Below are 26,335 nucleotides of genomic sequence, written 5' to 3' on the forward strand. Positions count from 1 at the left end.
AGTCCTTCCCCCGCATCGAATTTAAAATTTAAGCAACACACGATTTCGTCGCCCTGGTCCGCCGTTTTGCGCGTGCTGCCGGCAAGCGCAATGTGGATGGGGGCGCACATGGACAAGCACCATACTGCCAGAGATAGCCACCAGGTGTATATCTGGTTCCGCACGGCTGCCGAGCAGGGCAATGCCTACGCCCAGTTCAACCTGGGATTGATGTACAAGAAGGGCGAAGGCGTGGCGCAGGACGATGCGCGCGCCTTTGTCTGGCTACGCCTGGCCGCGCTGCAAGGGCTGGCTTACGCGCAGAACCACCTGGGCGCCCTGTATTACCACGGCCGGGGCGTGGCGCAGAGCAACGAGGACGCGGTGCTGTGGTTTCGCCGCGCGGCCGCCCAGGGCGATGCCTCGGCCCAGCAAAACCTGGGACAGATGTACCGCAAGGGGCGGGGCGTGCTGCAGAGCGACGAGCTGGCCCTGGCCTGGTTTTACCGCGCCTCCGAGCAGGGCGTGGCCAGCGCGCAATCCTTGCTGGGCGAAGCGTATGCCCAAGGGCTGGGCGCGAAAAAGAACGATGCGCTGGCCCTGGCCTGGTTCCGCAAGGCAGCCTTGCAGGGTGATGCGCAGGCGCAGCTGAACCTGGGGCTCGTCTACAAACGCGGCCAGGGTGTGGTGCAAAGCGATGCGCAGGCGCTGGCCTGGTTCCGCCAAGCCGCTGCCCAGGGCTTGGCCGTAGCGCAGCGGCAACTTGGCGTGGCCTATGCGGAAGGCCTGGGCGTGGTGCCCGACCAGCTGCGCGCCTATGCCTGGTTGCAGCGGGCGGCCGAGCAGGATGATGCCGACGCCCAGTTCAACCTGGGCCTGATGCTGGCGCGCGGCCAGGGCGTGGACCAGGACGAGGCGCGCGCCCTCGTTTGGTACCGGCGCGCCGCCCTGCAGGGCCATTGCATGGCGCAATACAATCTGGGCGGCATGTTTGCGGGCGGGCGCGGCATCGCCCGCGACTTGCAGCAGGCGCTGGACTGGTATGCCAGGGCGGCAGCCCAGGGCGCGTCGAATGCGCAGTTCAACCTGGGCGTGATGTATGCCAATGGCCAGGGTGCGGAGCGCGACGATGTGTGCGCCGTGCGTTGGTACCGCACGGCGGCAGAGCAGGGCGATGCCAGCGCGCAGAACAATCTGGGCGTCATGTATGCGAACGGCCATGGCGTAGCGCAAGACGATGGTCTGGCCGTGCAATGGTATACGCATGCGGCCGGCCAGGGTCATGCGCTGGCGCAGTACAACCTGGGCGGCATGTATAACAGCGGGCGCGGCGTGGAGAAGGATTTGCTCAGCGGCTACATGTGGCTGGCGCTGGCGGCCGAGGGTGGCGATAGCGGAGCGACCCGGGCCAGGGAAGCGATCGCCGCCAGGCTGAAGCCGGCACAGCTGCAAGAGGCGCAGCAGCGCATGCGGCAATGGCACCAGGGGCGTTCCCCGCCGCTGCCGCTGCCAGACTGAAGCACCGGCACCGTGCGCGCATGGACGCGCGCTGCATGTGATAATTGCTGACAGGCATGTCGCGCCGCCATGAGGCAATGCTTGCACAATGCGTGCATCCAGTGCGGGTTTTTGGCACAGTGAAAGGTGGAACAGGGTAAGGCAGGCAGGCGAGGATGCATCCGAGCAAAAAGTCGTCGATGACATCGCCACGCATGGCTGGCATGGCGTCCATATCAGTGCTGATGAAGAAGGTCCCGGCTATGCCTTCACGATAGGCGCTTGTCACAGCTTCGGCCAGCCTGAATTTCTCATCATGGGCTTGCCTCGATCCATGGCCCACCAGATACACGACGTGGCACTGGATGCCGCGCGCAGCGGCGCCATCACGGATTTCACGGCCACCACGGACGTCTTGCTGAAGGACCATCCGTGCGCCTTCGTGCGCGTGCCCGTCGAGCAATACCGCAACTACGTCGCTTATGCGCGCTGGTGCTACCAGGGCGATGATTTTACGCTGTACCAGATCGTCTGGCCGTCGTGCGATGGCCATTTCCCGTGGCAGGCGCAAGCCAGCGCACAGTACGTGGAGAGCCAGCCCCTGCTGGGAACGGCGCCGCCGGCGCCATGACAGCAGGGACGACGGCCAGGGTTTGTGCCGATACGGCCCGCTGTGCGTGTTCGCCCCGGTGCTCTTGCGTCACAGCTTGGGCCGTTGCTGGTGTTCCCCGTTGCTTGCGTTCCGCCGCATATTGCCTGCCTAGGCTAGGCATCCATGCGCGCCACGCCCGTGCCTTGCCGCCGGTCCAGGAACAGGCTGTTGCCGTGGATTTTCTTTGCCTGCTTCTTCGCTTCGGCCGCCTGCGTGGCAATCTGATGGTGGGTGTAGTACTGGTGCGCCTCGACCTTGATGACGCCCAAGGATAGACTGATCAATGAATAAAACACTTTCTTGCCCTGCCGGTCTTCGCTGATGTAGCCGCCCCGTTCGCAGTCGCCCGTGCTGTAGTAGGCGAGGATGGCGGCGGCAAAGCGTTCCAGCATGGCCTGGCAGCGCGTTTCCCAGTCTTCGCTCTGGAACAAAATCATGAAATCGTCGCCGCCGATATGGCCGATGAAGTCGCGGTTCGGGTCGCAATGGCTGCTGAGGATTTCTCCCGTCAGCTGGATCACGTCGTCGCCCTTGCGGTAGCCGTACACATCGTTGAAGGGCTTGAAGTTGTCGAGGTCGCAATAGCAGACCCAGAAGCGGCTACCGCTGTGCAGCAGGCGGTCGATATGTTCGTTGATGGGTACGTTGCCGGGCAGTTGCGTCAGCGGGTTGGCGTAACGTGCCGCATTGATCTGCATCTGCGTGATTTCGCGCATCAAGTCGTGGCCCGTGCCCATGCCCAGGTAGCGGCCGTGTTCGGTAATGATGAAGCCGTTGAACAGATGGTGGGCATCCGACTGCACCATGGTGTAGCTGAGTTCCTGCAAGCTCGTCTCGTGGTCGGCAATGAGGGGCGTGGCATCCATGAACAGGCTGCATGATTTCTTGCCATACAGTTCGCGCTGGTAGGGACGGGCAAAGTGGTCGATCATTTCGAAGCGGCTGATCAGGCCCAGCGGCACGCCGTCGTCGACGACGGGGATGATCATCAGCTTCGGGTCTTTCAGGAAGATGTCGTACACCTCGTTATTGTTGCGTTGCGGCGAGACGGCCGCTACCTGGTGCAGCAGCTTGCGGATGCTGGCGCCATTCTTTTCCAGGCTGCTGCGCTGCGGATACACGGCCACGCCGTTGCGCCCCAGCGCCTGCACCACTTCCGCCGGCAGGGCACGCGCCGGCACCGCGTTGGGCCGGCCCAGGTGATAGCCTTGTCCGAAGGCCACGCCCAGGTCGCGCAAGACCAGCAATTCCGTCTGCGCCTCAATGCCTTCGGCGATCACCAGCGTGCCCGATTTCTCCGCGATTTCCTGGATCGAGCGCACGAATTGCAGTTTCACGGGGTCGTTATTGATGCCCTGGATGAAATGCATGTCGATTTTCACGTATTCAGGGCGCAATTCCGACCACAGGCGCAGGCTGGAAAAGCCTTCACCCAGGTCGTCGATGGCGATCTGGAAACCCATGTTGCGGTAATGCAGCACCGCTTCGCGCATCAGTTCGTAGTCGTAGGTGGGCTGGTTTTCCGTCAGCTCGATGATGACGCGGTCCGGATTGATGCCGATGTGCTCGATGTATTCCAGGGTTTCGCCATGGCGGGCATTGCGCAGCAGCAAGCATTCGGGGCTGACATTGAGAAACAGCTTGCCCGGCAGTTGCAGTTCGGCAAAGCGCTCGAGCACCACTTGCCGGCACAGGTGCTCCACTTCCAGGGTCAGGTCATGCGCGCGCGCCACCTTGAACAGATTCATCGGCGCGTGCAGGGGGCTGTCGGACGGGCCCCGTATCAAGCCTTCGTAGCCGATGATGTCGCCGCTGTGCATGTGGATGATGGGCTGGAACAGCGCGCTAAGCTTGCGGCCCGCCAGGATCTCGTGCAAGGCATCCGTTCCTTCGATGGACATGGTGGCAGATGGCGGCTTCAGGTAAGCCACATTCGATGGCGTCGGGCCAGGCGGCGCGGCGGTGGCGGTGGCGGTGGCGGTGGGGAGGGCGAGAGTGTACATAGGCAGCTGTGGCGGCACGGCCTCTGGACGGGCCATGAACATGTTGCCGATAGTAAAGAAGATTTATGACGGCTTGATGAAACGACTTTGCTTTTGATAATGTTTCTTATATGAACGTCAGTTTGCCGATTCCGATGGAGGCGAGATTTATCATGGCGATTCATGTAAATTGTCCAAACAAAAGACGGCAAATCCATCAGATAACTGTGCTTTAAAAGTGGCAATCCGCGCTATGATTTCTCTTGGCGAAAGTCAACATGGGCAGCCGTGACGCGTGCTTGAACGGCCTGCTTTCCTCGACATCCAACAATGAGACAAACAACCCATGCAATTACGTAGTGCAACCCTCATATTCAGCTTGCTGGCCGCTTTCGGTGGCAATGCCATGGCGCAATCCTGCCCGGCCGGCGATGGCGCCTCCGTGACGTATCCGGTCAGCAAAAAAGTCGACCAGCAAGATAGCTATTTCGGCACCACCATAGCCGACCCTTACCGCTGGCTGGAAGACGCCAACAGCGCCGAGACGGGCGAATGGGTGGCGGCGCAAAACAAGCTGACGCAGTCGTACCTGGGCACCATCCCCGAGCGCGCCGCGATCAAGCAGCGCCTGACCAAGCTGTGGAACTATGAGCGTTTCTCTACGCCAACGAAGCAGGGTGGCCGTTACTTCTACAGCCGCAATGACGGCTTGCAGAACCAGGCCGTGCTGTACACGGTGAAAAAACTGACGGACGAGCCCCGTCTGCTGCTCGATCCGAACACCCTGTCCACGGATGGCACGGTGGCGCTGGCCGGCACCTCGATCAGCCCGAACGGCAAGTACCTGGCCTACGCCACGTCCGCCTCCGGTTCCGATTGGAACGAGTGGAAGGTGCGTGACATCGAATCGGGCAAGGATTTGACCGACCACATCAAGTGGGCCAAGTTCTCGGGCGCCTCGTGGACCAAGGACAACACCGGTTTCTTCTATAGCCGCTATGACGCGCCGAATGAAGCGACCAAGCTGGCCGATATCAATTACTTCCAGAAACTGTATTTCCATAAAATCGGCACGCCGCAAAGCGACGACGTGCTGGTCTTCGACCGTCCCGACCAGAAGGAATGGGCGTTTGGCGGCAGCGTCGTCAGCGACGACGGCAATTATTTGATCATCACGGCGTCGCAGGGCACGGAGCGCAAGAACCGCGTCTTTTACAAGGACTTGCGCCAGAAGAATGCCAAAGTGGTGGGCTTGCTGGAAGCGTTCGACGCTTCGTATTCCTTCATCGACAATGACGGTCCCGTGTTCTTCTTCAAGACGGATAACAAGGCGCCAAAATCGCGCGTGATCGCCATCGATACGCGCAAACCGGCGCCCGCCGACTGGAAGGAAATCGTGCCGCAAAGTGCGGAAACCCTGGTTGCTGTCAACCTGATCAACAACCAGCTGGTGCTCGACTACCTGAAAGATGCGCAAACGCAAATCAAGATCGTCGACCTGAAGGGCAAGCTGGTGCGTGAAGTGGCGCTGCCGGGCATCGGTTCGGCGGGCGGCTTTGCGGGCAAGCGTGGCGATACGGAAACGTTCTACTCGTTTACCAGTTTTACGACGCCAGCGACCATCTACCGCTACGACATGAAGTCGGGCAAGAGCAGCGTATACCGCCAGCCGAAGGTTGATTTCGACCCGAGCGCCTTTGAAACGCGCCAGCAATTCTTCACCAGCCGCGACGGCACCAAGGTGCCGATGTTCATCGTCTCGAAAAAAGGCATGAAGCTCGATGGCACGAATCCTACCTATCTGTACGGTTATGGCGGCTTCAATGTTTCCCTCACGCCGAGCTTCTCCGTAGCCAATCTTGCCTGGGTGGAAATGGGCGGCGTCTACGTGATGGCCAACCTGCGCGGCGGCGGCGAATACGGCGAAGCCTGGCACCAGGCTGGCACCAAACTGAACAAGCAAAACGTGTTCGACGATTTTATCGGCGCGGCGCAGTGGTTGGTGGATAACAAGGTCACTTCGCCATCGAAACTGGCGATCGGCGGCGGCAGCAATGGCGGCTTGCTGGTGGGCGCGGCCATGACGCAGCGTCCCGACCTGTTCGCAGCGGCCATCCCGCAAGTGGGCGTGCTCGACATGTTGCGCTTCCACAAGTTCACCGTGGGCTGGGGCTGGGTGCCTGACTATGGTTCGTCGGACAACGCCGAGCAGTTCAAGGCGCTGGTGAAATACTCGCCACTGCACAACCTGAAGGCGGGCGGCTGTTATCCAGCCACCATGATTACCACGGCCGACCATGACGACCGCGTGGTGCCTGCCCACAGCTTCAAGTTCGCCGCCGCCGCCCAGGCTGCGCAAGGCGGCGCGGCACCCGTGCTGATCCGCATCGACAGCAAGGCCGGCCATGGCGCCGGTAAGCCGACGACCAAGCAGATCGAAGAAGTGGCGGACCGCTGGGGCTTCCTCAGCCGTTCGCTGAAGATGACGCCGGCAGCATCGGCGGAGCCGGCGAAAGTGGCGGCGCAGTAACTCGGCGCAGTCATTCTGTAGTTGCAGCAAGGTAAAAGCGCGGGCGCAGTTGGCCCGCGCTTTTTTACATCCATTGCAAAGGCGCGATGCGCGCCAGCACGCCGTTTTCAAACGTGGTCAGAAACGGCAAATCCTTGCGTTGCGCATAACCGATATAGCAGTCGCACTTGAAGCGTGGGCAGGATTTTTCCTGCAGCAGGTCGGCCAGGTCGTCCGTGTACAAATTCCCCAGCCGCTCGGGCACGAAATGGCAGCGCGCCAGTTCGCCGTCGCCATCGACAGACAGCGACAGTTCGCCCGCCAGGCAAGGTTTGCCGCGCGAGGGAGACGGGCGGCGGTTTTGCGCGAACCACGGGTCAACGCCATCAAGCCATGCCAGGTCTTCCAGCGTGTAGTAGCCGGGACCACGGCGGTCGTAGGCGTTCAGCCACAGGTACACATGCGCCGGCAGGGCCGCGCGCAGGGCGCCGATGGCGTCCATGTGCTCGTTCATCGCCACGACGCCCACGGAATAGCGCACGCCCATGACGTCCAGGCGCGCGCAGCGTGCGAGAAAACGGGCCAGGGTGGTCTGGTCCGGGTGGTAGGTACACCACAGGCCGATCTTTTCCAGCCCGTCCAGGCTATCCAGCCAGCCTAAGGGGCCGGACAGATTCGTTTGCAGCGCCACCTGGCGCACGTGGGGCAGGCTGGCCAGGGTTTGCATGGCCGTGCGGTAGTGGCGCCGCACCAGCGCTTCGCCCCAGGGCGTAAACAGGATGCTGATAGGGCGCGTTTGGCGCACTATCCAATCTGTAAAGCGCGCCACTTCGCGCGCATCGCGGGCCAGCGCGGCGCGGCTGTCGCGCTTCTTGGCAAACGGGCAGTAGCTGCAGGCGTAGTTGCAGCTCGATAGCGTGCCCCGGTACAGCAGGGACAACGTGCCAGGCTGTGTTGTCAGCACGCCTGGCCGCCTTCGGCCATCAGCGCGCGCACCGTATCGGAGGCCAGCCAGGGACCGATGGTGTCGGCGTAGCTGTAGCCCCGGTCATTCAGGCGCAGCAGCGGGCCATCTTCCTTGGCCAACTCCAGCGCGTGCAGCTCGGCCAGTTGCGGCAAGTCTTCTTCGCAGCGCGTGCCGAAGCGCGCCGTGTAGGTGTCGCGGTCCAGGCCCGGTTCGGTCAGCAGCGACTGGATCACATAGCGGCGCCGCTGTTCTGCATCATCGAGTACATAACCGTGTTCGGCCTGTGCAAAGCGCGCTTCATCGAGCGCGAGATATTGTTCGATGATGTTGATGGTGTCCGTGCGCGCCACCGCGTACTCGCTCGAATAATGCAGGCGCGAAGTGTAGGAGCGGGCGCCCGCGCCCAGGCCCACCATGCCATCGTTCTGGCAGCAGTACGAGGGCCCGTTCTGCTCGGGTGCATGCGGTGCGCGGAACATGCGCATTGACACCTGCGCGTAGCCCTGGGCGCGCAAATGCTCGCGCGCGGCCGCGTACAGGACCAAACGGCTGTCGCCGCCCTGCGCCAGCATGATGGGGTTGAGCGATGGCGCGCCCTGGCGGCGCGCCACCTTGCCGAGACCCGTCTGTTCGCGCACGTACAGCGGATACAGATAGATTTCCTCGGGCCGGAAAGCCAGCGCGCTGTCGATGGAAGCGAGCAGGCTGGCGATGGTTTGCCCCGCAATGCCGTAGATCAGGTCCAGGTTCAGGGTGGGAAAGCCGGCCGCGCGTATCAGGCCGATGGCGTGATGGACGGTGGCGTTTTGCTGGGGCCGTGCCAGCGCGCGCATTTCTCCGGCGGCAAAGCTTTGGATGCCCAGGCTGACCCGGTCGATGCCGTGCGCGCGGCACACGGCCAGCCGTTCGGCCGTGATGGTTTCGGGCGACGCTTCAATACCGGCCGGCGTGTGCTGCAGGGCTATGCCGAGAATGTCGCGCGCGCCGCACAGCAGGGTGTCGAGCTGCGTGGGCGATAGATAGGTGGGCGTCCCGCCGCCCAGCGCGAAGCGGGCAAAGCGCCGCTCGCCCAGCGCGCCGTCCATGGCGCGCATCTGCACCAGCACTTGCTGCACATAGCGCTCGACCATGTCCGCGCTGGGGCGGGCCATGGCGAACAGGTTGCAAAAGCCGCAACGCATTTCGCAAAACGGGATGTGGATGTAGGCGAAGAGGGCGGAGCGGTCTTGCTGTGCCCACAGGGGCGCGAGGGGCGTCGCTTGCGGCAAGGCGCGGTAGGCCGCCTTGTGTGGGTACGAGTACGAATATGCCTGGTAGGGCGTGTGGCGCATGCGCTGCGCCAGGGTGGCAGCTTGTTCGGCTGGATTCACGGTGGGGACTCCTTGGGGGGGGTATCGGGGGCGAGGAAGAAGTGCGCATACGGCACGTTCCACACGCTGTCGTGGGCCACTCTGTGGCCCCGGTAGCCGTCTTCGCCATAGGCGCTGCCGTGGTCCGAGCAGACGATGGCAAACGTGGGCGCGCGCGCGGCGCAGGCGGCAAACAGGGGCGCCAGCGCGCTGTCCACGTAGCGCAGGGCCGCCGCATGGCTGTCCAGGTTGTCGGCGCGGCAGCCGGGCAGGTAGGCGCGGTTCGGCGTGTGCAGGGCGGCCACGTTGATGAATAAAAAGGTGCGCTGCGCGCCGTCTGCCAGGCGCTCTATGGCCAGCGCCACCTGCTGTTGCGTCGAGTGGCGGCTGGCCACGCCCATGCCGGCGCTCCAGTGGCTTTCCTGGAACAGCGACGGCAGCACCGTGCCCAGCGCCGTCTGTTTATTAAAGAAACCCACGCCGCCGATGCAGAGGGTGCGGTAGCCGCGCGCGGCCAGCGCGGCGGGTAGATCCGCTTCCTCAAACGCAAACGTGTGCGGCGAGGTCGTCTCGCTGCCCGCGAAAGCGCTGGCGAACAGGCGCGGATGGCGTCCCGGCGCAGCCGGCGTGGGCAAAAAGCCCGCGAAGAAGGCCTGGTGCGCAGCATAGGTAAATGTGGCGGGCGAGTGGCGCCGTTCCCAGCCTCCCGGTGGCAGCAAGCGGCCCAGCACGGGCAATTCGCCTGCTTCATACAGCGCTTGCGCCACGTCATAGCGCAGGGTGTCGAGCGTGATGAAGACGATGTCGTGGCTGCCCACGATGGCGTGCATGTCGGGGATGGTCGGTATTTCTTTAAGCATGATGCGTGAAATGGGCCAGTTGCGCCGTGTAGGTGTCCATGCCTTGCCAGAGCAGGCCGGGCAGCAGGTCGCCGAAGGCATTCGCTTCGAGCACATAGGCCTGGCCGTGGCGCACCACGAGGTCGTAGCCCGTCACGTGGCTGGCCGGGAAAGCGCGCGCGGCCAGGGCGGCGGTTTCCTCCAGTGCCTGCATATCGGCAGCGAGCAGCATGCCGGCCGCGTCGCCGCGCCGGTTGTCGAGGTGCAGATTGGTCATCATCTGGTCGCCGATGCGCGCCACCCGGTGCGCGGGCTGGCCCGCCAGGGTCACGACGCGCAGGTCGTAGTGGCTGTCGCCGCAGCGCGGCTTGTTCAGCCATGCTTCCGCGTACAGCTGTTGCGCGGCCAGCGCATCGATGAGAGCCGCGATGTCGGCCGCTGCCTCGTAGCGTGTCATGCGCTTGACATTGAACAAACGTGTCTGGCAGTCCGCCCGCGATAAGGCGGCCGAGGTGGTGGCTTGCTGGCGGCCCGTCCGGTTGCGCCGGTAGGCGACGACGCCGGAGGCGGACGAGCCGTAGCGCGGTTTCAGGTACACGCGGTCGAGCTCATGTTCGCGCAGCAGCGACTGCAAATGTTCGTAGCCATGCACGGGACCCAGCAAGGCCGGTATGGGCACGCCGTGCGCGGCCAGATGGCGCTGGCACGCCAGCTTGTCCGTCATGAGGCTGATTTCGCCCGGTGCATTGAATACGCGCGCCTGCGGCAGCTCGGCCAGTTGCGCCGTCAGGGACGCCATGGCAGCTGTAAAGCCGGCAAACCAGGCATCCATGGCCAGCAGTTCGCCATGCGCGGGCGCCGCGACTGGCGGACGGTCCAGCAGCCGGCAGCCTGCCTGCAGCAACAGCAGGTGGGCGGCGGGATCGTCGCCGGGCGGTTCGATCTTGAACAAACAGGGTTGGCGCAATGCCTCCTCCAGTAGCGCCGGCTGCGCCAGCCAGTCGCGCCATTCCAGTACTTGCGCGGGCGGCAGGCGCAGTTGCGCGCGCGCCGCCTGCATCAGGCGCACGCGCTTGCTGCCGCCGGTGGCCAGCAAAAGCATCCTTATTTATTCGCCGACGGCGACATAGCGATAGACTTCGTCATCGTCATCGTCCTCGTCGTCTTCCTGCGGATCATCGAGCCTGATCGGGAAGGGCAGGGCGTTGAGTTTTTCCTGGTTCGTTTCCGAGATATAGTGATGCGACAGGTCCATGCGTTTCAGATTTCCCAATTGCGTGCCGTGCAGCAGTGCTTCGGCGCCGACGTCGCCCAGGGTGCCCAGCGACAGATCCAGGGTCTCGACCGTGGCCAGCAGCGGCTCGTTAGCTAGCCAGACGGCCAGCTCGTCGGCGATCTGCGCATCGCGCAGGCCCAGGTAACGCAGGGTTGGCGTGGCCAGTTGCGCCAGTACCTGCTGGTACAGCGCCACGTCGCCCGAGAAGCCGTAGTCGTCCGTGCCCAGCCACAGTTCCAGGTATTCCAGCTTGGGCATGCTCGACTGGGCCAACGCCTGCGCGATCTTTTGATCGAGGCCACCGGACTCGATGGTGAACTTGCGCAGGTTCTGGTGCGCGAACGGTTCGATGATCAATTCATTGCCGCCACGGATGCGCAGTTCTTCCAGCTGCGGGAAAGCGTCCAGCAGCGGCTTGTAGCTGCCTTGCACGATCCACGAGATTTCGCATTCCTCGTACGTCATGTCGCCGATGAACAGGGCGCGCAAGTTGGGCAACTGCGGCGCGTGGCTGGCCAGCGCGGCGATCACCTCGTCAGCGCCCGCCTCGTAGGGGTCGCCCCACATGCCGATGATCAGCGCCTCAAGCGCATTCTTGTCAGTTTTTTCCAGGAAGCCGGAGATCAAGTCCGGCATCTTGCGCTTGTCGTCATACTCGAGCGAGAGGCGGTAGACGATATCCTGCCCGGATTGCAGCGCAATATCAGGGTCGTACTGGACGACCTTTTTTTTGTGGAAGAGGGTGGTGCTTTCGGAAATCGTCATTGCTAAGGCTCCATGAAAGACAGTGAAAATCTTGTCTATTCCAAAATCTTAGCATGGGTGAAAGAGCTTATTGCACACCGCTGAAAAGCAACTATCTATGGATTACCACCAGCAGCGCCTTGCCCTCGGTTTTTCCCAAATTGCGGATGGTATGCGGCTGGTCCGCCGGGTAGCGGGCCGTGCCGCCATTCTTGACCTTTTTCTTCGCCGTACCCACTTCCAGCTCCAGGTTCCCGTGGATCACTGTCAAATGCTCGGTGGTGCCCGGATCGTGCGGCTGCGACGCCAGTTCGCCGCCCGGCGCCAGGGTCACTTCATACCATTCGTATTTGCCCGCCAGTTCCATCGGCCCCAGGATGCGCAGCACGTAGCCCGCGTGGTCGCCGGGCAGGGTGGGGGTTTCGTGGGCGTCCGTGATGCGGATGGTTTCCACGGCTTTTTCCGCGCTGGAGAGCAATTCGCCGATCTGCACGCCCAGGGCGTTGGCCAGGCGCCAGGTGATGGCGATGGTGGGATTGGCTTTTTCGCGCTCGATTTGCGACAGCATGGACTTCGAGACGCCCGCGATGCGCGACAAATCCTCCAGTGTCAGGCCACGCGCAAGGCGCAGCCGTTGCAGGGTGGCACCCACTTCAGGGGGGGAATTGGTCGAAACGCTGGTTTTCATCGGCAGGTAGCTTGCAAAGTTCAATAGGCTTGGGTAATATCCACTATATTGAATTTCAGTTCGAAATAGTGGATTTTGAGGATAAACACGGAAACGTGTAGACTTCAAACAGCGCTTCACGGTACAGCATACTGCGCGCACCGGTCAAGCGGCCGCTTTCCCTATGGCGGCTGAGGTCACCCGGATACCACACATACAACAGGGACACACAAGGATCATCATGAGCGAGCAAGCGAAGAACACCTTTTTCAGCGGTCTGCAACAGAATCTCGATCAACTGCGCCAGCAGGGCTTGTACAAGTCCGAGCGCGTGATCGCCTCGCGCCAGGGCGCCGAAGTCGTGTGCGACGATGGCCGTACCCTGATCAATATGTGTGCGAATAACTATCTGGGCCTGTCCGGTGACTTGCAGACGCAGGAAGCGTCCATTGCCGCCACGCAAAAATACGGCTACGGCCTGTCTTCCGTGCGCTTCATCTGCGGCACGCAAACCGTGCACAAGGAGCTGGAACAGGCGATTTCCGCTTTTCTGGGCACCGCAGACACGATCCTGTACGCGGCCGCATTCGACGCCAACGGCGGCGTGTTCGAGCCCCTGTTCGATGAAAACGACGCCATCATCTCGGACGCGCTGAACCACGCTTCCATCATCGACGGCATCCGCCTGTGCAAGGCTGGCCGCTACCGCTATGCGCACAACGACATGGCCGATCTGGAAGTGCAGCTGCAAGCGGCGACTGCCGCCGGCAAGCGCCATAAAGTCATCGTCACCGATGGCGTGTTCTCGATGGATGGCACCATAGCGCAGTTGGACAAGATCTGCGACCTGGCCGACCAGTACGGCGCGCTGGTGATGATCGACGAATGCCACGCTTCCGGCTTCATGGGCGCAACGGGCCGCGGCACGCACGAACACCACAATGTGATGGGCCGCATCGACATCATCACGGGCACCCTGGGCAAGGCCCTGGGCGGCGCCATGGGCGGCTTTACCTCGGCGCGCAAGGAAGTCATCGACACCCTGCGCCAGAAATCGCGCCCTTATCTGTTCTCCAACACCCTGGCGCCATCGATTGCCGGCGCTTCGCTGTCGGTACTGGAACGCTTGGCCAAGTCGACGGAACTGCGCGACCGCCTGCATGACAATACGGCTTTCTTCCGCAGCGAGATCGAGCGCATCGGCTTCACCATCAAGCCGGGTACCCATCCTGTCGTGCCGGTGATGCTGTTCGACGCTCCCGTGGCGCAGAAATTCGCCGCCCGCCTGTATGAACTGGGCGTGCTGGTGACGGGCTTCTTCTACCCGGTCGTGCCGATGGGCCAGGCCCGTGTCCGCGTGCAGCTGTCGGCCGCGCACACGCGTGAACAGCTGGTGAAAGTGCTGGCCGCCTTCGAGCAGGCAGGCAAGGAACTCGGTCTGCTGACCACTACCACCACTACCACCACTAACTAATAAGAATTCAGGAAAATAGCATGGAACGCATCTTAGTCATCGGCGCAAACGGCCAAATCGGTAGTGAGTTGGTAGGCGCACTGGCGCAGCAGCACGGCGCGGACAACGTCATCGCCAGCGACATCGGCACGAATAATCTGTACCAGGCCAAGCGCTATGCGCAATTGAACGTGCTGGACAAGGACGGCCTGGCGACCATCATCGCCGACGAAGACATCACCCAGGTGTACCAGCTGGCAGCCATGCTGTCGGCCACGGGCGAGGCGGCACCGTTGAAGGCGTGGAGCCTGAACATGGATGGCTTGCTGAATATTCTGGAATTGGCGCGTGTACGGGGCGAAGCGGGTAAACCTTTGCGCATCTTCTGGCCATCGTCGATCGCCGCCTTTGGCCCGAACACGCCGCAAGTGAACACGCCGCAAATGACGGTGATGGACCCGACGTCAATGTACGGCATCAGCAAGCTGGCTGGCGAGCGCCTGTGCGAATACTATTTCAACAAGTATGGCGTGGACGTGCGCAGCATCCGCTACCCGGGCATCATCAGCTACAAATCGCCTCCGGGCGGCGGCACCACCGATTACGCGATCGCCATCTTCCATGCGGCCTTGCGCGGCGAGCGCTATGACTGCTTTCTTGATGCGAACACCACCTTGCCGATGATTTACATGCCCGACGCGATCCGCGCCACCATCGAACTGATGGACGCGCCGGCGGCATCGATCAAGATCCGTTCTTCGTACAATGTGGCGGGCGTGTCGTTCAACCCCGAGCAGCTGGCGAAAGCCATCGTGCACATGGTGCCCGACTTCAAGATCAGCTACAAGCCGGACAGCCGCCAGGCCATCGCCGACAGCTGGCCGCAAAGCCTGGACGACAGCAAGGCCAGTGCGGACTGGGGCTGGAAGGCGCAGATCGGCGTCGAGCAGATGGTCACCGACATGCTGGCCAATGTCGATGCGGGGCAGGCTGCGCAGGCTGCCTGAAGTACGAACCCGCTTTCATAAAAACATACTAATATAAAGAGACACTACATGGATATGAGCGTATTTGACCTGTTCAAGATCGGCATCGGGCCGTCGAGTTCCCACACGGTGGGGCCGATGGCGGCGGCGCGGCGTTTTCTGGTCGAATACGGTCCGCTGGACCAGGTAGTGGGCGTCGAGGCGGCCCTGTATGGCTCGTTGGCGCTGACGGGCGTGGGCCATGCCACTGACAAGGCCGTCATTCTGGGCTTGATGGGTGAAACGCCGCAGGACGTGGCGCCCGATGCCGTCGACAGCAAGCTGGCCGCCATCGAGACGGCCGGTGAAATCGCGTTGCTGGGCATGCACGTGGTGCCGTTTACGGCCGCCACCGGCTTGATCTGGCACAAGAGCGAGTCGCTGCCCGAGCACCCGAACGGCATGCGCTTTACCCTGAAAATGGCGGACGGCAGCCGGGTCGACAAGGTGTATTACTCGATCGGCGGCGGTTTTATCCGCGAAGCCGGAGAAGCTCAAACCTCGGCGCAGGCCGAAGCGTCGGTGGAATCGGCCGCCAGCGCAAGAGTCGTCTTCCCGTTCGACACCATGGAGCAGTTGCTGGCGCATGGCGTGGAAAGCGGCCTGTCGATCCCGGAAATGCTGCGCGCTAACGAGTGTGTCAAGCGCAGCGACGCGGAACTCAATGAAGGACTGGACCGTATCTGGCATGTCATGCGCGACTGCATCGCGCACGGCCTGGAAACGACGGGCAACCTGCCGGGCGGCTTGAACGTGAAGCGCCGCGCCGCGAAATTATGGCGCTTGGCGCAGGAGGCGAAGGCGTCGGACAACCGCGCCAACGACTTGCCGCACGACGCCGTGCACCTGGTCAGCCTGTACGCGATGGCCGTCAACGAAGAAAACGCGGCCGGCGGGCGCGTGGTGACGGCGCCGACCAACGGCGCCGCCGGCATCATCCCGGCCGTGCTGCGCTACTACGCGCAGGATTGCCGCCCCAGCGACCCGGCCGGCGGCGTGCGCCGCTTCATGCTGACGGCAGCCGCCATCGGCATGCTGTGCAAGCGCAATGCCTCGATCTCGGGCGCCGAAGTGGGCTGCCAGGGCGAAGTGGGCGTGGCGTGCGCCATGGCGGCGGCCGGCCTGGTGGCGGCCCTGGGCGGCACGAATGAACAGATCGAGAACGCGGCCGAAATCGGCATCGAGCACCACCTGGGCATGACGTGCGACCCCATCGGCGGCCTGGTGCAGATCCCGTGCATCGAGCGTAACGGCATGGGCGCCGTGAAAGCGATTACGGCCGCCTCGCTGGCGCTGAAGGGTGACGGCACGCACTTCGTCAGCCTCGACGAAGTCATCGAAACCATGCGCCAGACGGGCGCGGACATGCAGGACAAGTACAAGGAAACGTCCTTGGGCGGGCTGGCCGTGCACGTGATCACTGTCAACCACGCCGCTTGTTGAGGGCGTCCCGGGCGTTGATGTCAAGGCGGAATCGCCTTAGTCCTCCTCAAACAACTGCTCCAGCCTCCTGGGGTAGTTATTCAAGAAGTCGCGTGTCACGGCATAGTGTTCCGTGTCTTCGTACGCCACTTCGTGGATGCCGCCGCCCGTAAACATCAGGATTTTCGCGTTCGGGTAGGCTAGCAGTATCGGCGAGTGGGTGGCGATGATCAGCTGCGAGTCGTCCTGCACCAGTTGGTGGATCACCGACAGGGCCGCCATCTGGCGGCTGGGCGACAGGGCCGCCTCGGGCTCGTCCAACAGATACAAGCCCTTGCCGCGCAGCTTGTTGATCAAGGTCGCCATGAACGCTTCGCCGTGCGATTGCGCGTGCAGCGACTTGCCGCCGTAGCTGGCCAGGTATTCAGGCATGTCGTCCATGTAGGTGGCGACGTTGAAAAAGCTTTCGGCGCGCAGGAAATAGCTGTCCTCGGGCTTCTTGTAGCTCTTGCTCAAGCGCAAGTGCGCGTGCAAGCCCGACTCCTCGTCCGACGGCAGGGCGATGCGCACGTTGCGCGTGCCGCCATCCTTGCCGAATCCCAGCGCCACGGCCAGGGCTTCGAGCATGGTCGACTTGCCGCTGCCATTCTCGCCCACAAAAAAAGTCACGTCGCGGTGGAAGTCCATCTGCACGAAGTCGCGGATGGCGGGGATGGTGAACGGATAGTGGTCCAGGTCGACGACAGCGTCGGGGCGCAGCGCGGCGCTTTGCAAATACGGTTTTTTACTGATCGGCATGGCCGGTTTTCGACTCCATGGTTTTCGACTCCGTTAATGGTTACATCAAGGGACACTCAGCACAGTGTGGCGCAAATCGGCGGCGCACGCCAGTGCATACGCCTGCGATGTTCGCCTGGCTTGATCTCATGCCATTATGGCTTGTTTGATAACACTCAGGCTCTCCAATTGTCACATCTTGATCTGGCTGGCGCCACGCGATTCGCCTTGGACGGCGGCTGGCACTATAATATCCGTTGCCATTCATGATCAACCGCACTCAGCTCAACTGGACTCTTCAAATTTATGCACTACGTGTCTACCCGCGCTGATAAAGCGCCATCGCAGTCGCAACAGTCTTCTTTGCAGCAATTCTCCGACATCCTCCTGGGCGGCCTGGCCCCCGATGGCGGACTGTATCTACCAGAACACTACCCGCAAGTCACTGGTGCCGAGCTCAACGCCTGGCGCACATTGTCGTATGCCGACCTGGCATTCGAAATCCTGAAGAAGTTCGCCACCGATATCCCGGCCGCGGACTTGAAGGCACTGACGGCGAAAACCTATACCAAAGCTGTCTACAAGAATGCCCGCGCCGGCGAAAACGCGGCCGACATCACGCCGCTGCGCGTGCTCGAAGAAAACGTCGTCAAGGGCGGCCAGACCACCCTGATGCTGCAGGCGCTGTCGAACGGCCCGACCCTGGCCTTCAAGGACATGGCCATGCAGTTGCTGGGCAACCTGTTCGAATACACCCTGGCCAAGACGGGCGCCGAACTCAATATTTTTGGCGCCACGTCGGGCGACACGGGCAGTGCGGCCGAATACGCGATGCGCGGCAAGAAGGGCATCCGCGTCTTCATGCTGTCGCCGCACAAGAAAATGAGCGCGTTCCAGACGGCGCAGATGTTCAGCCTGCAAGACCCGAACATTGTCAACATCGCCGTCGAAGGCGTGTTCGACGATTGCCAGGACATGGTCAAGGCCGTCTCGAACGATTTGCCGTTCAAGGCAAAGCAGAAAATCGGCACCGTTAATTCCATCAACTGGGCGCGCGTCGTGGCGCAAGTCGTGTACTACTTCCGCGGCTACCTGGCGGCTACCACCAGCAACGAGCAAAAAGTGTCGTTCACAGTGCCTTCGGGTAATTTCGGCAATATCTGCGCCGGCCATATCGCCCGCATGATGGGCTTGCCCATCTCGAAGCTGGTGGCGGCGACGAATGAAAACGACGTGCTCGACGAATTTTTCCGCACGGGCGTGTACCGCGTGCGCAAGTCGGCCGAGACCTACCACACCAGCAGCCCGTCGATGGATATCTCGAAAGCGTCGAACTTCGAGCGCTTCGTCTACGACCTGGTGGGCCGCGACAGCGAGCGCGTGCGCGCCCTGTTTACCAAAGTGGAAACGCACGGCGGTTTTGACCTGTCCGGCAAACCTGGCAGCGACGGCGACGAATTCAAGCAAGTCGCCAAATATGGCTTCAAGTCGGGCAAGTCCACGCACCAGGACCGCCTCGACACCATCCGCGATGTGGCCGACGACTATGGCATTACCATCGACACGCACACGGCCGACGGCATCAAGGTGGCGCGCGAGCACCTGGAGCCCAACGTGCCGATGATCGTGCTGGAAACGGCGCTGGCGGCCAAGTTCAACGAAACCATCCTCGAAGCGCTGGGCGTGGATGCTGAACGGCCAAACGGTTTCGAGAACATCGAAGACTTGCCGCAAAAGTTCGTCGTGATGGATGCCGACGTGGAGAAAATGAAGGCGTTTATCGCCTCGAACACGGGATTGTGATGACAGACGCCAGCACTGTACGCAAACCGATGCTGTCGGTGGCCGAGGCGCAAGCCTTCATGCTGGCCGCGGCGCGCCCGGTGACCGAAGTGGAGCACATTGACACCATGCGCGCCAACGGCCGCGTGCTGGCCACGGCGCAAACGTCGACCCTGAACGTGCCTGAGCGCGACAACACGCAGATGGATGGCTATTGCGTGCGCGCGCAAGATTGCGCCAGCGGCGCGGCCAGCTTGCCCGTGTCGCAGCGCATCGCGGCCGGCCACGTGGGCCAGCCCTTGCAGCCGGGGACGGCGGCGCGCATCTTTACGGGCGCCCTGATCCCGGACGGCGCCGATAGCGTGGTGATGCAGGAGCAGTGCACGGCGGCGGACGGCATGGTGACGGTCAATCACGTGCCGAAAGCCGGGGAATGGGTGCGCCGCCAGGGCGAGGATATCCGCGCCGGCGGCGAGATACTCGGTGCGGGCCGGCGCCTGCGCAGCCAGGAAATGGGCCTGGCCGCCTCGGTGGGCCTGGCGCAAGTACCGGTGCTGCGCAAGCTGCGCGTGGCCGTGTTTTTCACGGGCGACGAACTGGCCATGCCGGGCCAGCCTTTGGCGCCGGGCGCCGTCTACAACTCGAACCGTTTTACTCTGCGCGGCTTGCTGGAAAACCTCGGCTGCGAGATCACGGACCTGGGCATCGTGCCCGACAGCCTGGAAGCGACAAAAGCCGTGCTGCGCCAGGCGGCCCAGGGCAATGACCTTATCATCACCTCGGGCGGCGTGTCTGTGGGCGAGGAAGACCATATCAAGCCGGCCGTGGAAGCGGAAGGGCGGCTGAACATGTGGCAGATCGCCGTCAAGCCGGGCAAACCGCTGGCGTTTGGCGAAGTGCAGAATGCGTTCTTTGTCGGCTTGCCCGGCAATCCCGTGTCCAGCTTTGTCACGTTCTTGCTGTTCGTGCGCCCGTTCATTCTGCGCCTGCAAGGCGTGGCGGGAAATCTGGCGCCGCGCAGCTACAAGCTGCCGGCCGCGTTTGAACGCCTGAAGGCGGACAAGCGCAACGAGTTTTTGCGCGCCAAGATCAATGACGACGGCGAGCTGGAACTGTTCGCCAACCAGAGCTCGGGCGTGCTGACCTCCACCGTGTGGGGTGACGGCTTGATCGACTGCCCGCCGGGGCTGTCGATTGCGCGCGGCGACATGCTGCGCTTTATCCCGTTTAACGAATTGCTGTACTAAGGAAGTGTCGATGAAGATCAATCTGCGTTTTTTCGCCAGCGTGCGCGAGTTGCTGGGCACGGCCCAGGAAGTGCTGGTGCTGGAGGAGGGGGCCGTGCCGCTGCGTACCGTGGGCGATGTGAGAAATCTCCTGATCGCCCGCGGTGGCAACTGGGAATATGCGCTGGCGCAGGGCCGCGCGCTGCGCATGGCGCATAATCAGGTGATGTGCGATGCCGACACCGTGATAGGCGAAGGCGACGAGGTGGCGTTTTTCCCGCCCGTGACGGGCGGCTGAGAATGCCCACTTGAGAAAATGGCCGCTGAAGCGGCCATTTTCTTATGACGACTTGGTTCCTGGCTTGTCCCCGCTGCACGTGGCGCAGGCGATGGCTTTCTTGTAGCGCCAGTATTTCGAGCCGATGAAGATGGCCGATGCCACCAGCGACCAGGCCAGGGCGCTGAGGATGTCGGCCTGGCTGGTGGTGCCCTTGCTGTATTCGACCACCGTCAGGATGATGAATAAAATCGAGCTGGCCAGCAAATAGCGGGAAATCCAGAATCCTGCGCCCATGTGTTTCTCCTCTCGTGTTTTGTCGTCAAGTGATATGAAACTGCCGATGATTGCAGCATGCCTGGTGCAGTATGCCCCATTTTTGGGCGCAATCGCCATCGGCGGGCCATATCCGGGCCATATCCGGGCCAATCTCGACTAAAATGCCGGGGTTTTCACCGTCTTCCCGGCATGCCATGACCAACTCCAGTTCGCCTCCGTTTCACATCGCCGTCATCGGTGGCGGCCCCGCCGGCCTGATGGCCGCCCAGGCGGCCGCCGATCAGGGGGCACAGGTGGAATTGTTCGACGCGATGCCTTCTGTTGGCCGCAAATTCCTGCTGGCGGGGCGCGGCGGCATGAATATCACGCACGCGGAAGGCTACCAAGCCTTTGTCTCGCGCTACGCCAGGCAAGCCAACCGCCTGAAACCGGCGCTGGACCAGTTCGGCCCGCAGAAGGTGCGCGACTGGGTGCACGGCCTGGGCGTGGACACCTTCGTCGGTTCCTCAAACCGCGTCTTCCCCACTGACATGAAGGCCGCGCCTTTGCTGCGCGCCTGGCTGCACCGCTTGCGTGAAGCGGGCGTGCAATTTCACATGCGCCACCGCTGGACGGGCTGGCAAGGCGGTCAGCTGGCCTTCGCCACGCCGGACGGCGAACGCCTGCACTCCTTCGACGCCGTGATCCTGGCGCTCGGTGGCGGCAGTTGGGCGCGTCTCGGGTCGGATGGCGCCTGGGTGCCGCTGCTGCAAGGGCAGGGCGTCGCCGTGGCAGCGCTGGCACCGGCCAATTGCGGCTTCGACGTGGACTGGAGCGCGCATTTTAGCAGCCGTTACGCGGGCGAACACCTGGCCACGGTAGCCATTACCGCGCATGACATCGATGGCTTGACGATCAAGCGCCAGGGCCAGTGCGTCATCACGGCGGGCGGCGTCGAAGGCGGCCTGATTTATGCGCTGTCGGCCGCATTGCGCGAGCAGATCGCCGTTGCGGGCCACACCACCATCTGGCTGGACCTGGCGCCTGACCACAGCCATGAACGCGTGTTCGAGGAAGTCACGCGCCCGCGTGGCGCGCGCTCCATGTCGAGCCATCTGAATAGCCGGCTGGGCATCAAGGGTGTGAAATCGGGCTTGCTGCGCGAATGCTTGAGCGCTGCCGGCTTCGCCGACGAAGCCAAGCTGGCGCGCGCCATCAAGCTGTTGCCCGTCACCTTGCAGCGTCCGCGCCCCATCGACGAAGCCATCAGTAGCGCCGGCGGCGTGGACTTCGACGGTGTCAAAGGCAGCATGCTGCGGGCCATGCCAGGCGTCTTCGTGGCGGGCGAAATGCTGGACTGGGAAGCGCCCACGGGCGGCTACCTGCTGACGGCTTGTCTGGCACAAGGCAAGGCGGCCGGCGAGCAGGCGGTGGCGTGGCTGGAAGAGAAAGTTACTGCCGAAAGTTAATGCCGAAAGCTAATGCCGAAAGTTAATGCCAGGTAATTTCGCCTGAGCCGCTTTTCTGAATCTCGCGCTGGCGCGGATTGCCGTGGACGTGGATGTCGCCGCTGCCGCGCAAGGTGAGGTTGGCGGCGTCGCGCACGAAGACGGTGCTCTGGCCCGAGCCTTGCAGGCTGACGCTGGCCTTGTCGGCCGCCAGGTGCTCGGCATCGATGTCGCCCGAACCGCTCAGGTCGGCGCGCAGGAATTTTGTGTTGCCACTGGCGGCTATGCGTCCGGAACCCACCATTTCCAGCACCACGCTGTCGCTGTTGCCGCCGTTGATGTCGAGGTCGCCACTGCCGTTGACGGTGGCCGACACCTGCTTGTAGCGGCCGGTGAAGCTGATGTCGCCCGAACCCGTCAATTCCAGGATGAAACTGTCGCCGGAAAATCCCGTGATCTTGCTGTCGCCATTGCCGTGCACTTCCACGCGCACGAGCGATGGCAGCACCAGTTCCACCTGTATCGGCTGGCGATGGTGGAAGAGCATGCCTTTCGGGCCGATATGCAGGGTCGTGCCATCGGCGGTGGTCGCGACGTTCGACAGCAAACGCTGCTCGCCGCTCACCTTCATCGATGGCGTGGCGCCGCGGCGCAGCACCAGGTCGATGGGGCCGGCCAGGTCGATGCTGGTGATATCGGCGGAAATCGGGCGCGTTTCACTGCGCACGGCGCGGCCGGCAGCACTGCTGGGATTGCTGATTCCCTTGGCGCGCAGCGCGGCATACGACATGGCGATCAAGACCAGTGCCAGCAGGAGCATGGACAGGCCAACTTTGAGCAAGCGTTTCATGGCAGCCTTTCTAGTGACCTTTGAGCAGGGAGACATTCATGGCGATGTAGCGCTTGATGCCGATCAAGGTATAGCGCGTGACCACCAGACTGAGCAGGAAGATGGCGATGCCGCCGAGCAGCATGCCCACGCCGAAGACGGTTTGCGTGGTGCGCGCATCGCGGTCCATGTCGGTGGAGATGCGGATGCCGCCACCGGCCAGCGCTTCGGCCCGCTCCATCATGCGCGACGAAGCGCCCGGCGCCTCGGGTTCGGCTGATTCACGCTGCGAGGGGCCGGGCAGGTGATCGACTTCGATGCCCGTCTCGCCGATGGTGATGCGTGTCTCGCGCCGCTCGCCGCCTTCGCCGCCGTCATCGTCATGGATGAAGACATGGCGCAGCGGACCATCGAGCACCAGTTCGTTGGCGCCGGACAAGCCGCTGGCCGTGATGGCGATGCCGGCCAGGTAAAAGCTCAGGCCGACGGCATACAGGGTGGCCAGCAGGGCCGCGTAGACTGCGGCAGGCACGACCATGAACAAGTTGAAGATGGCCAGGCCCAGCAGCGAGACGAGCAGGCGCAGCAGGTTAACGGGGGTTTTCTTGTGTTCGAAAGTCTGGCGGTGGGTGCTGCTGCGCAAGGTAAGGGCAATTTTTTTCGGCTCGCCCAGTTCGTCGGCGATCTCGTGTTCGCTGCGGCCCGCCGCGGCGCCTTCGATGAAGGTTTGTTCGTAATAGTCCATGGTCTTGGCCACCAGGTCCGGTGGCAAGCCTGCCAGCGCGCGCCGCAGCGCGTCGAGATAGTCTTGCTTGTTCATCATATTCTTCCTATCCGTTCGCTTCGCCGCGTCAGCCCACTGCCGGCAGCAGCATGCTTGCCTGGCTCAGCAGCAATGGCGATTGTGGCGCTTGCTGTACGTGCATGACGATCAGGGTGGCCAGCGCCACACAAGCCAGCAGCGCCACGGCTTTCAAGCTGTTTTTCAAGTGCAAGGTGGTGTGCATGGTATTCCCCGTGGCATGGCCGTTGTCGATGATCAGACTGTACCCAAGCGCACGCAGCTGCACCAGCGCGGTGCGACAGAATGCAATTTCGCGGGGGCGAGCGACACCAGGGCAGGACGCACCGTCAAGTCTACTTTGCCACCTTGCCCGTGATGATACCCCTGGCTGCCGCCACGCCGCTGCGCACGGCCGACTCGATGGTGGCCGGATAGTCCTGCGTCCGGTCCTCATTGGCCGTATAGTCGCCTGCCAGCAGCAGGCCCGGCATGCCGCTGGCGTTGCCGGGGCGCGCCTGGTTCGGCGTGCAGGCAAAGGTGGCGCGCTTTTCCGTGATCAGCTGGGTCCACAGGGGCTGGGCCAGGGCAGGGCGTTGCAACACCTGCGCCAGTTGCGCCGCGATGGCTTGCGCCAGCGGTGAGTGACCTTGCTCGGCGGCAGGGCCGGACGCGCTGATGACGACGGCCAGCAAGCCCGCCTGGCTGGCGTCGAGCTGGCCCCGGTCGAAAACGAACTGGCCCCAGTGCTGCTGCTGTGGTGCATCGACGAGAGCGTAAAACGGCAAGTCCAGGCGTAACGAGGCGTCGTATTGCAGGTAGCAGGTGCTGATGGCTTCCGGCGTGAAGGCTTGCATTTTGGTAATAACATCATCGAGGCGCGGATCCTGCAAGCCTTGCAGTAGGCTGGCGGCCTGTACGGATGAGGTGGCCACGATCACGCCGTCAAAGCTTTCCCCGTCATCGAGCTGCCAACGGCTATCGGACAAGGCTTGCAAGACTGCAACCTTGGCGCCCGTCCTGACTTCGCCGCCATGCTGCGCGATATAGCGGCTTGCCGCGTCGGGCAACAGGCTAGTCAGGTTCGCTTTCGGGATCAGCATGTCGGAGGCGCGCCGGCGGCTCGCCCCCAGGCTGTCGCGCAGCACGTTGATGAAGACGCGGGCCGAGGCCCGCTCGGGCGGGGTATTCAGCGCAGCCAGGCACAGCGGGTGCCACATCAGCTGGTTCAAGCGCTCCGTCTGGTCGAAGCGCTGCAGCAATTCGCTGACCGTGCAATCGTTGTACAGTTGCCAGCCCATCCATCGCATGGCGGTGGAAAAACGCATCAAGGCCAGCTTGTCGGCGCGCAATAATCCTTTGGCGCGCAGCAGGGCCCATGCCAGGTGCAACGGCGCGGGCAGGCGCGGCGCGATGAAATCCATGCCGCCAGAACCGGCCGGATAGCGCATCTGCAGGGGCAGGGTGAGGATCAGCTCGGCAGGGTCTTGCCCTGCGAGTTTGATCAGGCGCAAGGTTTCCGTGTAGGCGCCCAGCAAGATGTGCTGGCCGTTGTCGAGTATGGTACTTTCGCGTTCGACGCGGCGCGCGCGTCCACCCAGGGTGCGCGCCGCCTCGAACACGGTCACCGAGTGACCGGCGCGCGCCAGTTCCATGGCCGCCGCGCAACCGGCCCAGCCGGCGCCGATGACGGCGTAGCGTTGCTTCACGCTACTCTCAACCACGAACCCAGGTCTTCCAGGCCAGCCACAGTTTGCGGATCGGCGTCAGCGAGATGCGCTGTTTCAGCACGTGATAGCCGTCGCGCTCGACTTCATTGAGCACCGTGCGGTAGATGGCGGCCATGATCAAGCCAGGGCGCTGGGCGCGGCGGTCTTCGGCAGGCAGCAGCGCGAACGCTTCGTCATATGCCGTCTGCGCGCGCGCCACCTGGAAACGCATGAGGTTTTCAAAGTTTTCGCTGTGGCGCGCGTTCAGCAAGTCGGCCGCCGTCACATTGAATTGCTGCAATTCGCTGATCGGCAGGTAGATGCGCCCCTTGCGCGCATCTTCGCCCACGTCGCGGATGATGTTGGTCAGCTGGAAGGCGTGGCCCAGTTTTTCCGCGTACAGCAGGGTTTCCGGGCGCGTCGCGCCAAAGATGCTGGCCGACAAGATGCCCACCACGCTGGCCACGTGCCAGCAATAGCGGCTCATGGCCTGGTAGTCGAGGTAGCGGGTCTGGTTCAAATCCATTTCCATGCCGTCGATGATGGCCTGCAAATGCTTTTCTTCCAGTTGATAGATGTCCAGGTGCGGCTGCAGCGCGCGCATCACGGGATGCGTGGGGTTGCCCTCATACATGGCCTTGACTTCCTTGCGCCACCAGACCAGCTTGGTGCGTGCCACGGCTTCGTCCGTGCATTCATCGACCGTGTCATCGACTTCGCGGCAGAAGGCGTACAGGGCCGTGATGGCCTTGCGGCGTTCGGCAGGCAGGAACAGGAAGCTGTAGTAGAAGCTGGAGCCGCTCTGGGCGGCCTTTTGTTGGCAGTATTCGTCGGGAGACATAGTCAAAAGAGCAAGGGTTGCAGATCGAAGCCGCTATTCTATCGTC

Annotated in this window: 24 protein-coding genes; 10 read left to right on the forward strand and 14 right to left on the reverse strand. The window is 62.8% G+C overall.

The window, feature by feature from the left end:
- Positions 1 to 108: 108 nt before the first annotated feature.
- Together ACP7DE_RS04365 and ACP7DE_RS04370 are read left to right on the forward strand one after the other, a co-directional pair.
- On the forward strand, positions 109 to 1,497 hold the full coding sequence (locus tag ACP7DE_RS04365) for a tetratricopeptide repeat protein (RefSeq protein WP_426070925.1): 1,389 nt from the start codon (positions 109 to 111) through the stop codon (positions 1,495 to 1,497).
- Between the two features lie 88 nt (positions 1,498 to 1,585).
- Positions 1,586 to 2,107: a DUF4262 domain-containing protein gene (locus ACP7DE_RS04370; RefSeq protein WP_426070926.1), complete on the forward strand. Its 522-nt coding sequence runs from the start codon at positions 1,586 to 1,588 to the stop codon at positions 2,105 to 2,107.
- A gap of 134 nt (positions 2,108 to 2,241) precedes the next feature.
- Here ACP7DE_RS04370 and ACP7DE_RS04375 read toward each other — a convergent pair whose 3' ends face one another.
- Positions 2,242 to 4,029 (reverse strand): GGDEF domain-containing protein, encoded by a 1,788-nt coding sequence (locus ACP7DE_RS04375; RefSeq protein ID WP_426071361.1) that lies wholly within the window; start codon positions 4,027 to 4,029, stop codon positions 2,242 to 2,244.
- A 427-nt stretch (positions 4,030 to 4,456) separates the two neighbouring features.
- Between ACP7DE_RS04375 and ACP7DE_RS04380 the strand changes: the two genes are divergently transcribed.
- Positions 4,457 to 6,640: a prolyl oligopeptidase family serine peptidase gene (locus ACP7DE_RS04380; RefSeq protein WP_426070927.1), complete on the forward strand. Its 2,184-nt coding sequence runs from the start codon at positions 4,457 to 4,459 to the stop codon at positions 6,638 to 6,640.
- Positions 6,641 to 6,704: 64 nt separating this feature from the next.
- Here ACP7DE_RS04380 and ACP7DE_RS04385 read toward each other — a convergent pair whose 3' ends face one another.
- The 6 genes from ACP7DE_RS04385 to ACP7DE_RS04410 form a co-directional block, all read right to left on the reverse strand.
- On the reverse strand, positions 6,705 to 7,583 hold the full coding sequence (locus tag ACP7DE_RS04385) for an STM4011 family radical SAM protein (protein WP_426070928.1): 879 nt from the start codon (positions 7,581 to 7,583) through the stop codon (positions 6,705 to 6,707).
- Positions 7,577 to 8,956, reverse strand: a complete 1,380-nt coding sequence (locus tag ACP7DE_RS04390) for an STM4012 family radical SAM protein (RefSeq protein ID WP_426070929.1) — start codon at positions 8,954 to 8,956, stop codon at positions 7,577 to 7,579. The genes ACP7DE_RS04385 and ACP7DE_RS04390 overlap by 7 nt, the downstream gene beginning before the upstream one ends.
- Positions 8,953 to 9,795, reverse strand: a complete 843-nt coding sequence (locus ACP7DE_RS04395; protein WP_426070930.1) for an STM4013/SEN3800 family hydrolase — start codon at positions 9,793 to 9,795, stop codon at positions 8,953 to 8,955. The genes ACP7DE_RS04390 and ACP7DE_RS04395 overlap by 4 nt, the downstream gene beginning before the upstream one ends.
- Positions 9,788 to 10,870, reverse strand: coding sequence for an STM4014 family protein (locus tag ACP7DE_RS04400; RefSeq protein ID WP_426070931.1), 1,083 nt, complete (start codon positions 10,868 to 10,870; stop codon positions 9,788 to 9,790). The genes ACP7DE_RS04395 and ACP7DE_RS04400 overlap by 8 nt, the downstream gene beginning before the upstream one ends.
- 12 nt (positions 10,871 to 10,882) lie before the next feature.
- Positions 10,883 to 11,815, reverse strand: a complete 933-nt coding sequence (locus ACP7DE_RS04405) for an STM4015 family protein (protein WP_426070932.1) — start codon at positions 11,813 to 11,815, stop codon at positions 10,883 to 10,885.
- Between the two features lie 91 nt (positions 11,816 to 11,906).
- Positions 11,907 to 12,482, reverse strand: a complete 576-nt coding sequence (locus tag ACP7DE_RS04410; protein WP_034751403.1) for a helix-turn-helix domain-containing protein — start codon at positions 12,480 to 12,482, stop codon at positions 11,907 to 11,909.
- A 220-nt stretch (positions 12,483 to 12,702) separates the two neighbouring features.
- On the opposite strand from ACP7DE_RS04410, the gene kbl reads away from it, so the two are divergent.
- From kbl to ACP7DE_RS04425, 3 genes are read left to right on the forward strand one after another with little or no spacing between them, the layout of a single operon-like run.
- Entirely contained in the window at positions 12,703 to 13,935 is a 1,233-nt protein-coding gene (gene kbl, locus ACP7DE_RS04415) for a glycine C-acetyltransferase (protein WP_426070933.1), read from the forward strand.
- 20 nt (positions 13,936 to 13,955) lie between these two features.
- On the forward strand, positions 13,956 to 14,921 hold the full coding sequence (locus ACP7DE_RS04420) for an NAD-dependent epimerase/dehydratase family protein (RefSeq protein ID WP_426070934.1): 966 nt from the start codon (positions 13,956 to 13,958) through the stop codon (positions 14,919 to 14,921).
- Between the two features lie 48 nt (positions 14,922 to 14,969).
- Positions 14,970 to 16,382, forward strand: a complete 1,413-nt coding sequence (locus ACP7DE_RS04425) for an L-serine ammonia-lyase (RefSeq protein ID WP_426070935.1) — start codon at positions 14,970 to 14,972, stop codon at positions 16,380 to 16,382.
- A gap of 36 nt (positions 16,383 to 16,418) precedes the next feature.
- Here ACP7DE_RS04425 and ACP7DE_RS04430 read toward each other — a convergent pair whose 3' ends face one another.
- Positions 16,419 to 17,159, reverse strand: coding sequence for an AAA family ATPase (locus ACP7DE_RS04430; protein ID WP_426070936.1), 741 nt, complete (start codon positions 17,157 to 17,159; stop codon positions 16,419 to 16,421).
- Between the two features lie 285 nt (positions 17,160 to 17,444).
- Here ACP7DE_RS04430 and thrC point away from each other — a divergent pair, with 285 nt between their 5' ends.
- From thrC to moaD, 3 genes are read left to right on the forward strand one after another with little or no spacing between them, the layout of a single operon-like run.
- On the forward strand, positions 17,445 to 18,941 hold the full coding sequence (gene thrC / locus ACP7DE_RS04435) for a threonine synthase (protein ID WP_426070937.1): 1,497 nt from the start codon (positions 17,445 to 17,447) through the stop codon (positions 18,939 to 18,941).
- On the forward strand, positions 18,941 to 20,167 hold the full coding sequence (glp, locus tag ACP7DE_RS04440; RefSeq protein WP_426070938.1) for a gephyrin-like molybdotransferase Glp: 1,227 nt from the start codon (positions 18,941 to 18,943) through the stop codon (positions 20,165 to 20,167). The genes thrC and glp overlap by 1 nt, the downstream gene beginning before the upstream one ends.
- A gap of 10 nt (positions 20,168 to 20,177) precedes the next feature.
- On the forward strand, positions 20,178 to 20,444 hold the full coding sequence (gene moaD / locus ACP7DE_RS04445; protein ID WP_426070939.1) for a molybdopterin converting factor subunit 1: 267 nt from the start codon (positions 20,178 to 20,180) through the stop codon (positions 20,442 to 20,444).
- A gap of 42 nt (positions 20,445 to 20,486) precedes the next feature.
- On the opposite strand, the gene ACP7DE_RS04450 is transcribed toward moaD, so the two are convergent.
- Positions 20,487 to 20,720 (reverse strand): hypothetical protein, encoded by a 234-nt coding sequence (locus tag ACP7DE_RS04450; RefSeq protein ID WP_426070940.1) that lies wholly within the window; start codon positions 20,718 to 20,720, stop codon positions 20,487 to 20,489.
- A 176-nt stretch (positions 20,721 to 20,896) separates the two neighbouring features.
- Between ACP7DE_RS04450 and ACP7DE_RS04455 the strand changes: the two genes are divergently transcribed.
- Positions 20,897 to 22,150: a TIGR03862 family flavoprotein gene (locus ACP7DE_RS04455; protein WP_426070941.1), complete on the forward strand. Its 1,254-nt coding sequence runs from the start codon at positions 20,897 to 20,899 to the stop codon at positions 22,148 to 22,150.
- Between the two features lie 22 nt (positions 22,151 to 22,172).
- Here ACP7DE_RS04455 and ACP7DE_RS04460 read toward each other — a convergent pair whose 3' ends face one another.
- From ACP7DE_RS04460 to hpnD, 5 genes are all read right to left on the reverse strand, one after another.
- Positions 22,173 to 22,979: a head GIN domain-containing protein gene (locus ACP7DE_RS04460; protein WP_426070942.1), complete on the reverse strand. Its 807-nt coding sequence runs from the start codon at positions 22,977 to 22,979 to the stop codon at positions 22,173 to 22,175.
- Positions 22,980 to 22,989: 10 nt separating this feature from the next.
- The gene (locus ACP7DE_RS04465) at positions 22,990 to 23,781 is read right to left on the reverse strand and encodes a DUF1700 domain-containing protein (protein WP_426070943.1); all 792 of its coding nucleotides are present in this window, start codon (positions 23,779 to 23,781) and stop codon (positions 22,990 to 22,992) included.
- Between the two features lie 28 nt (positions 23,782 to 23,809).
- On the reverse strand, positions 23,810 to 23,965 hold the full coding sequence (locus ACP7DE_RS04470; RefSeq protein ID WP_426070944.1) for a hypothetical protein: 156 nt from the start codon (positions 23,963 to 23,965) through the stop codon (positions 23,810 to 23,812).
- A 130-nt stretch (positions 23,966 to 24,095) separates the two neighbouring features.
- Entirely contained in the window at positions 24,096 to 25,448 is a 1,353-nt protein-coding gene (hpnE, locus tag ACP7DE_RS04475) for a hydroxysqualene dehydroxylase HpnE (protein ID WP_426070945.1), read from the reverse strand.
- Positions 25,449 to 25,455: 7 nt separating this feature from the next.
- Positions 25,456 to 26,289: a presqualene diphosphate synthase HpnD gene (gene hpnD, locus ACP7DE_RS04480; RefSeq protein WP_426070946.1), complete on the reverse strand. Its 834-nt coding sequence runs from the start codon at positions 26,287 to 26,289 to the stop codon at positions 25,456 to 25,458.
- Positions 26,290 to 26,335: the final 46 nt, after the last annotated feature.

This window comes from Janthinobacterium sp. DSP2-3-3, from assembly GCF_049897325.1.
In the GTDB taxonomy this organism is placed as follows: Bacteria; Pseudomonadota; Gammaproteobacteria; order Burkholderiales; family Burkholderiaceae_D; genus Janthinobacterium.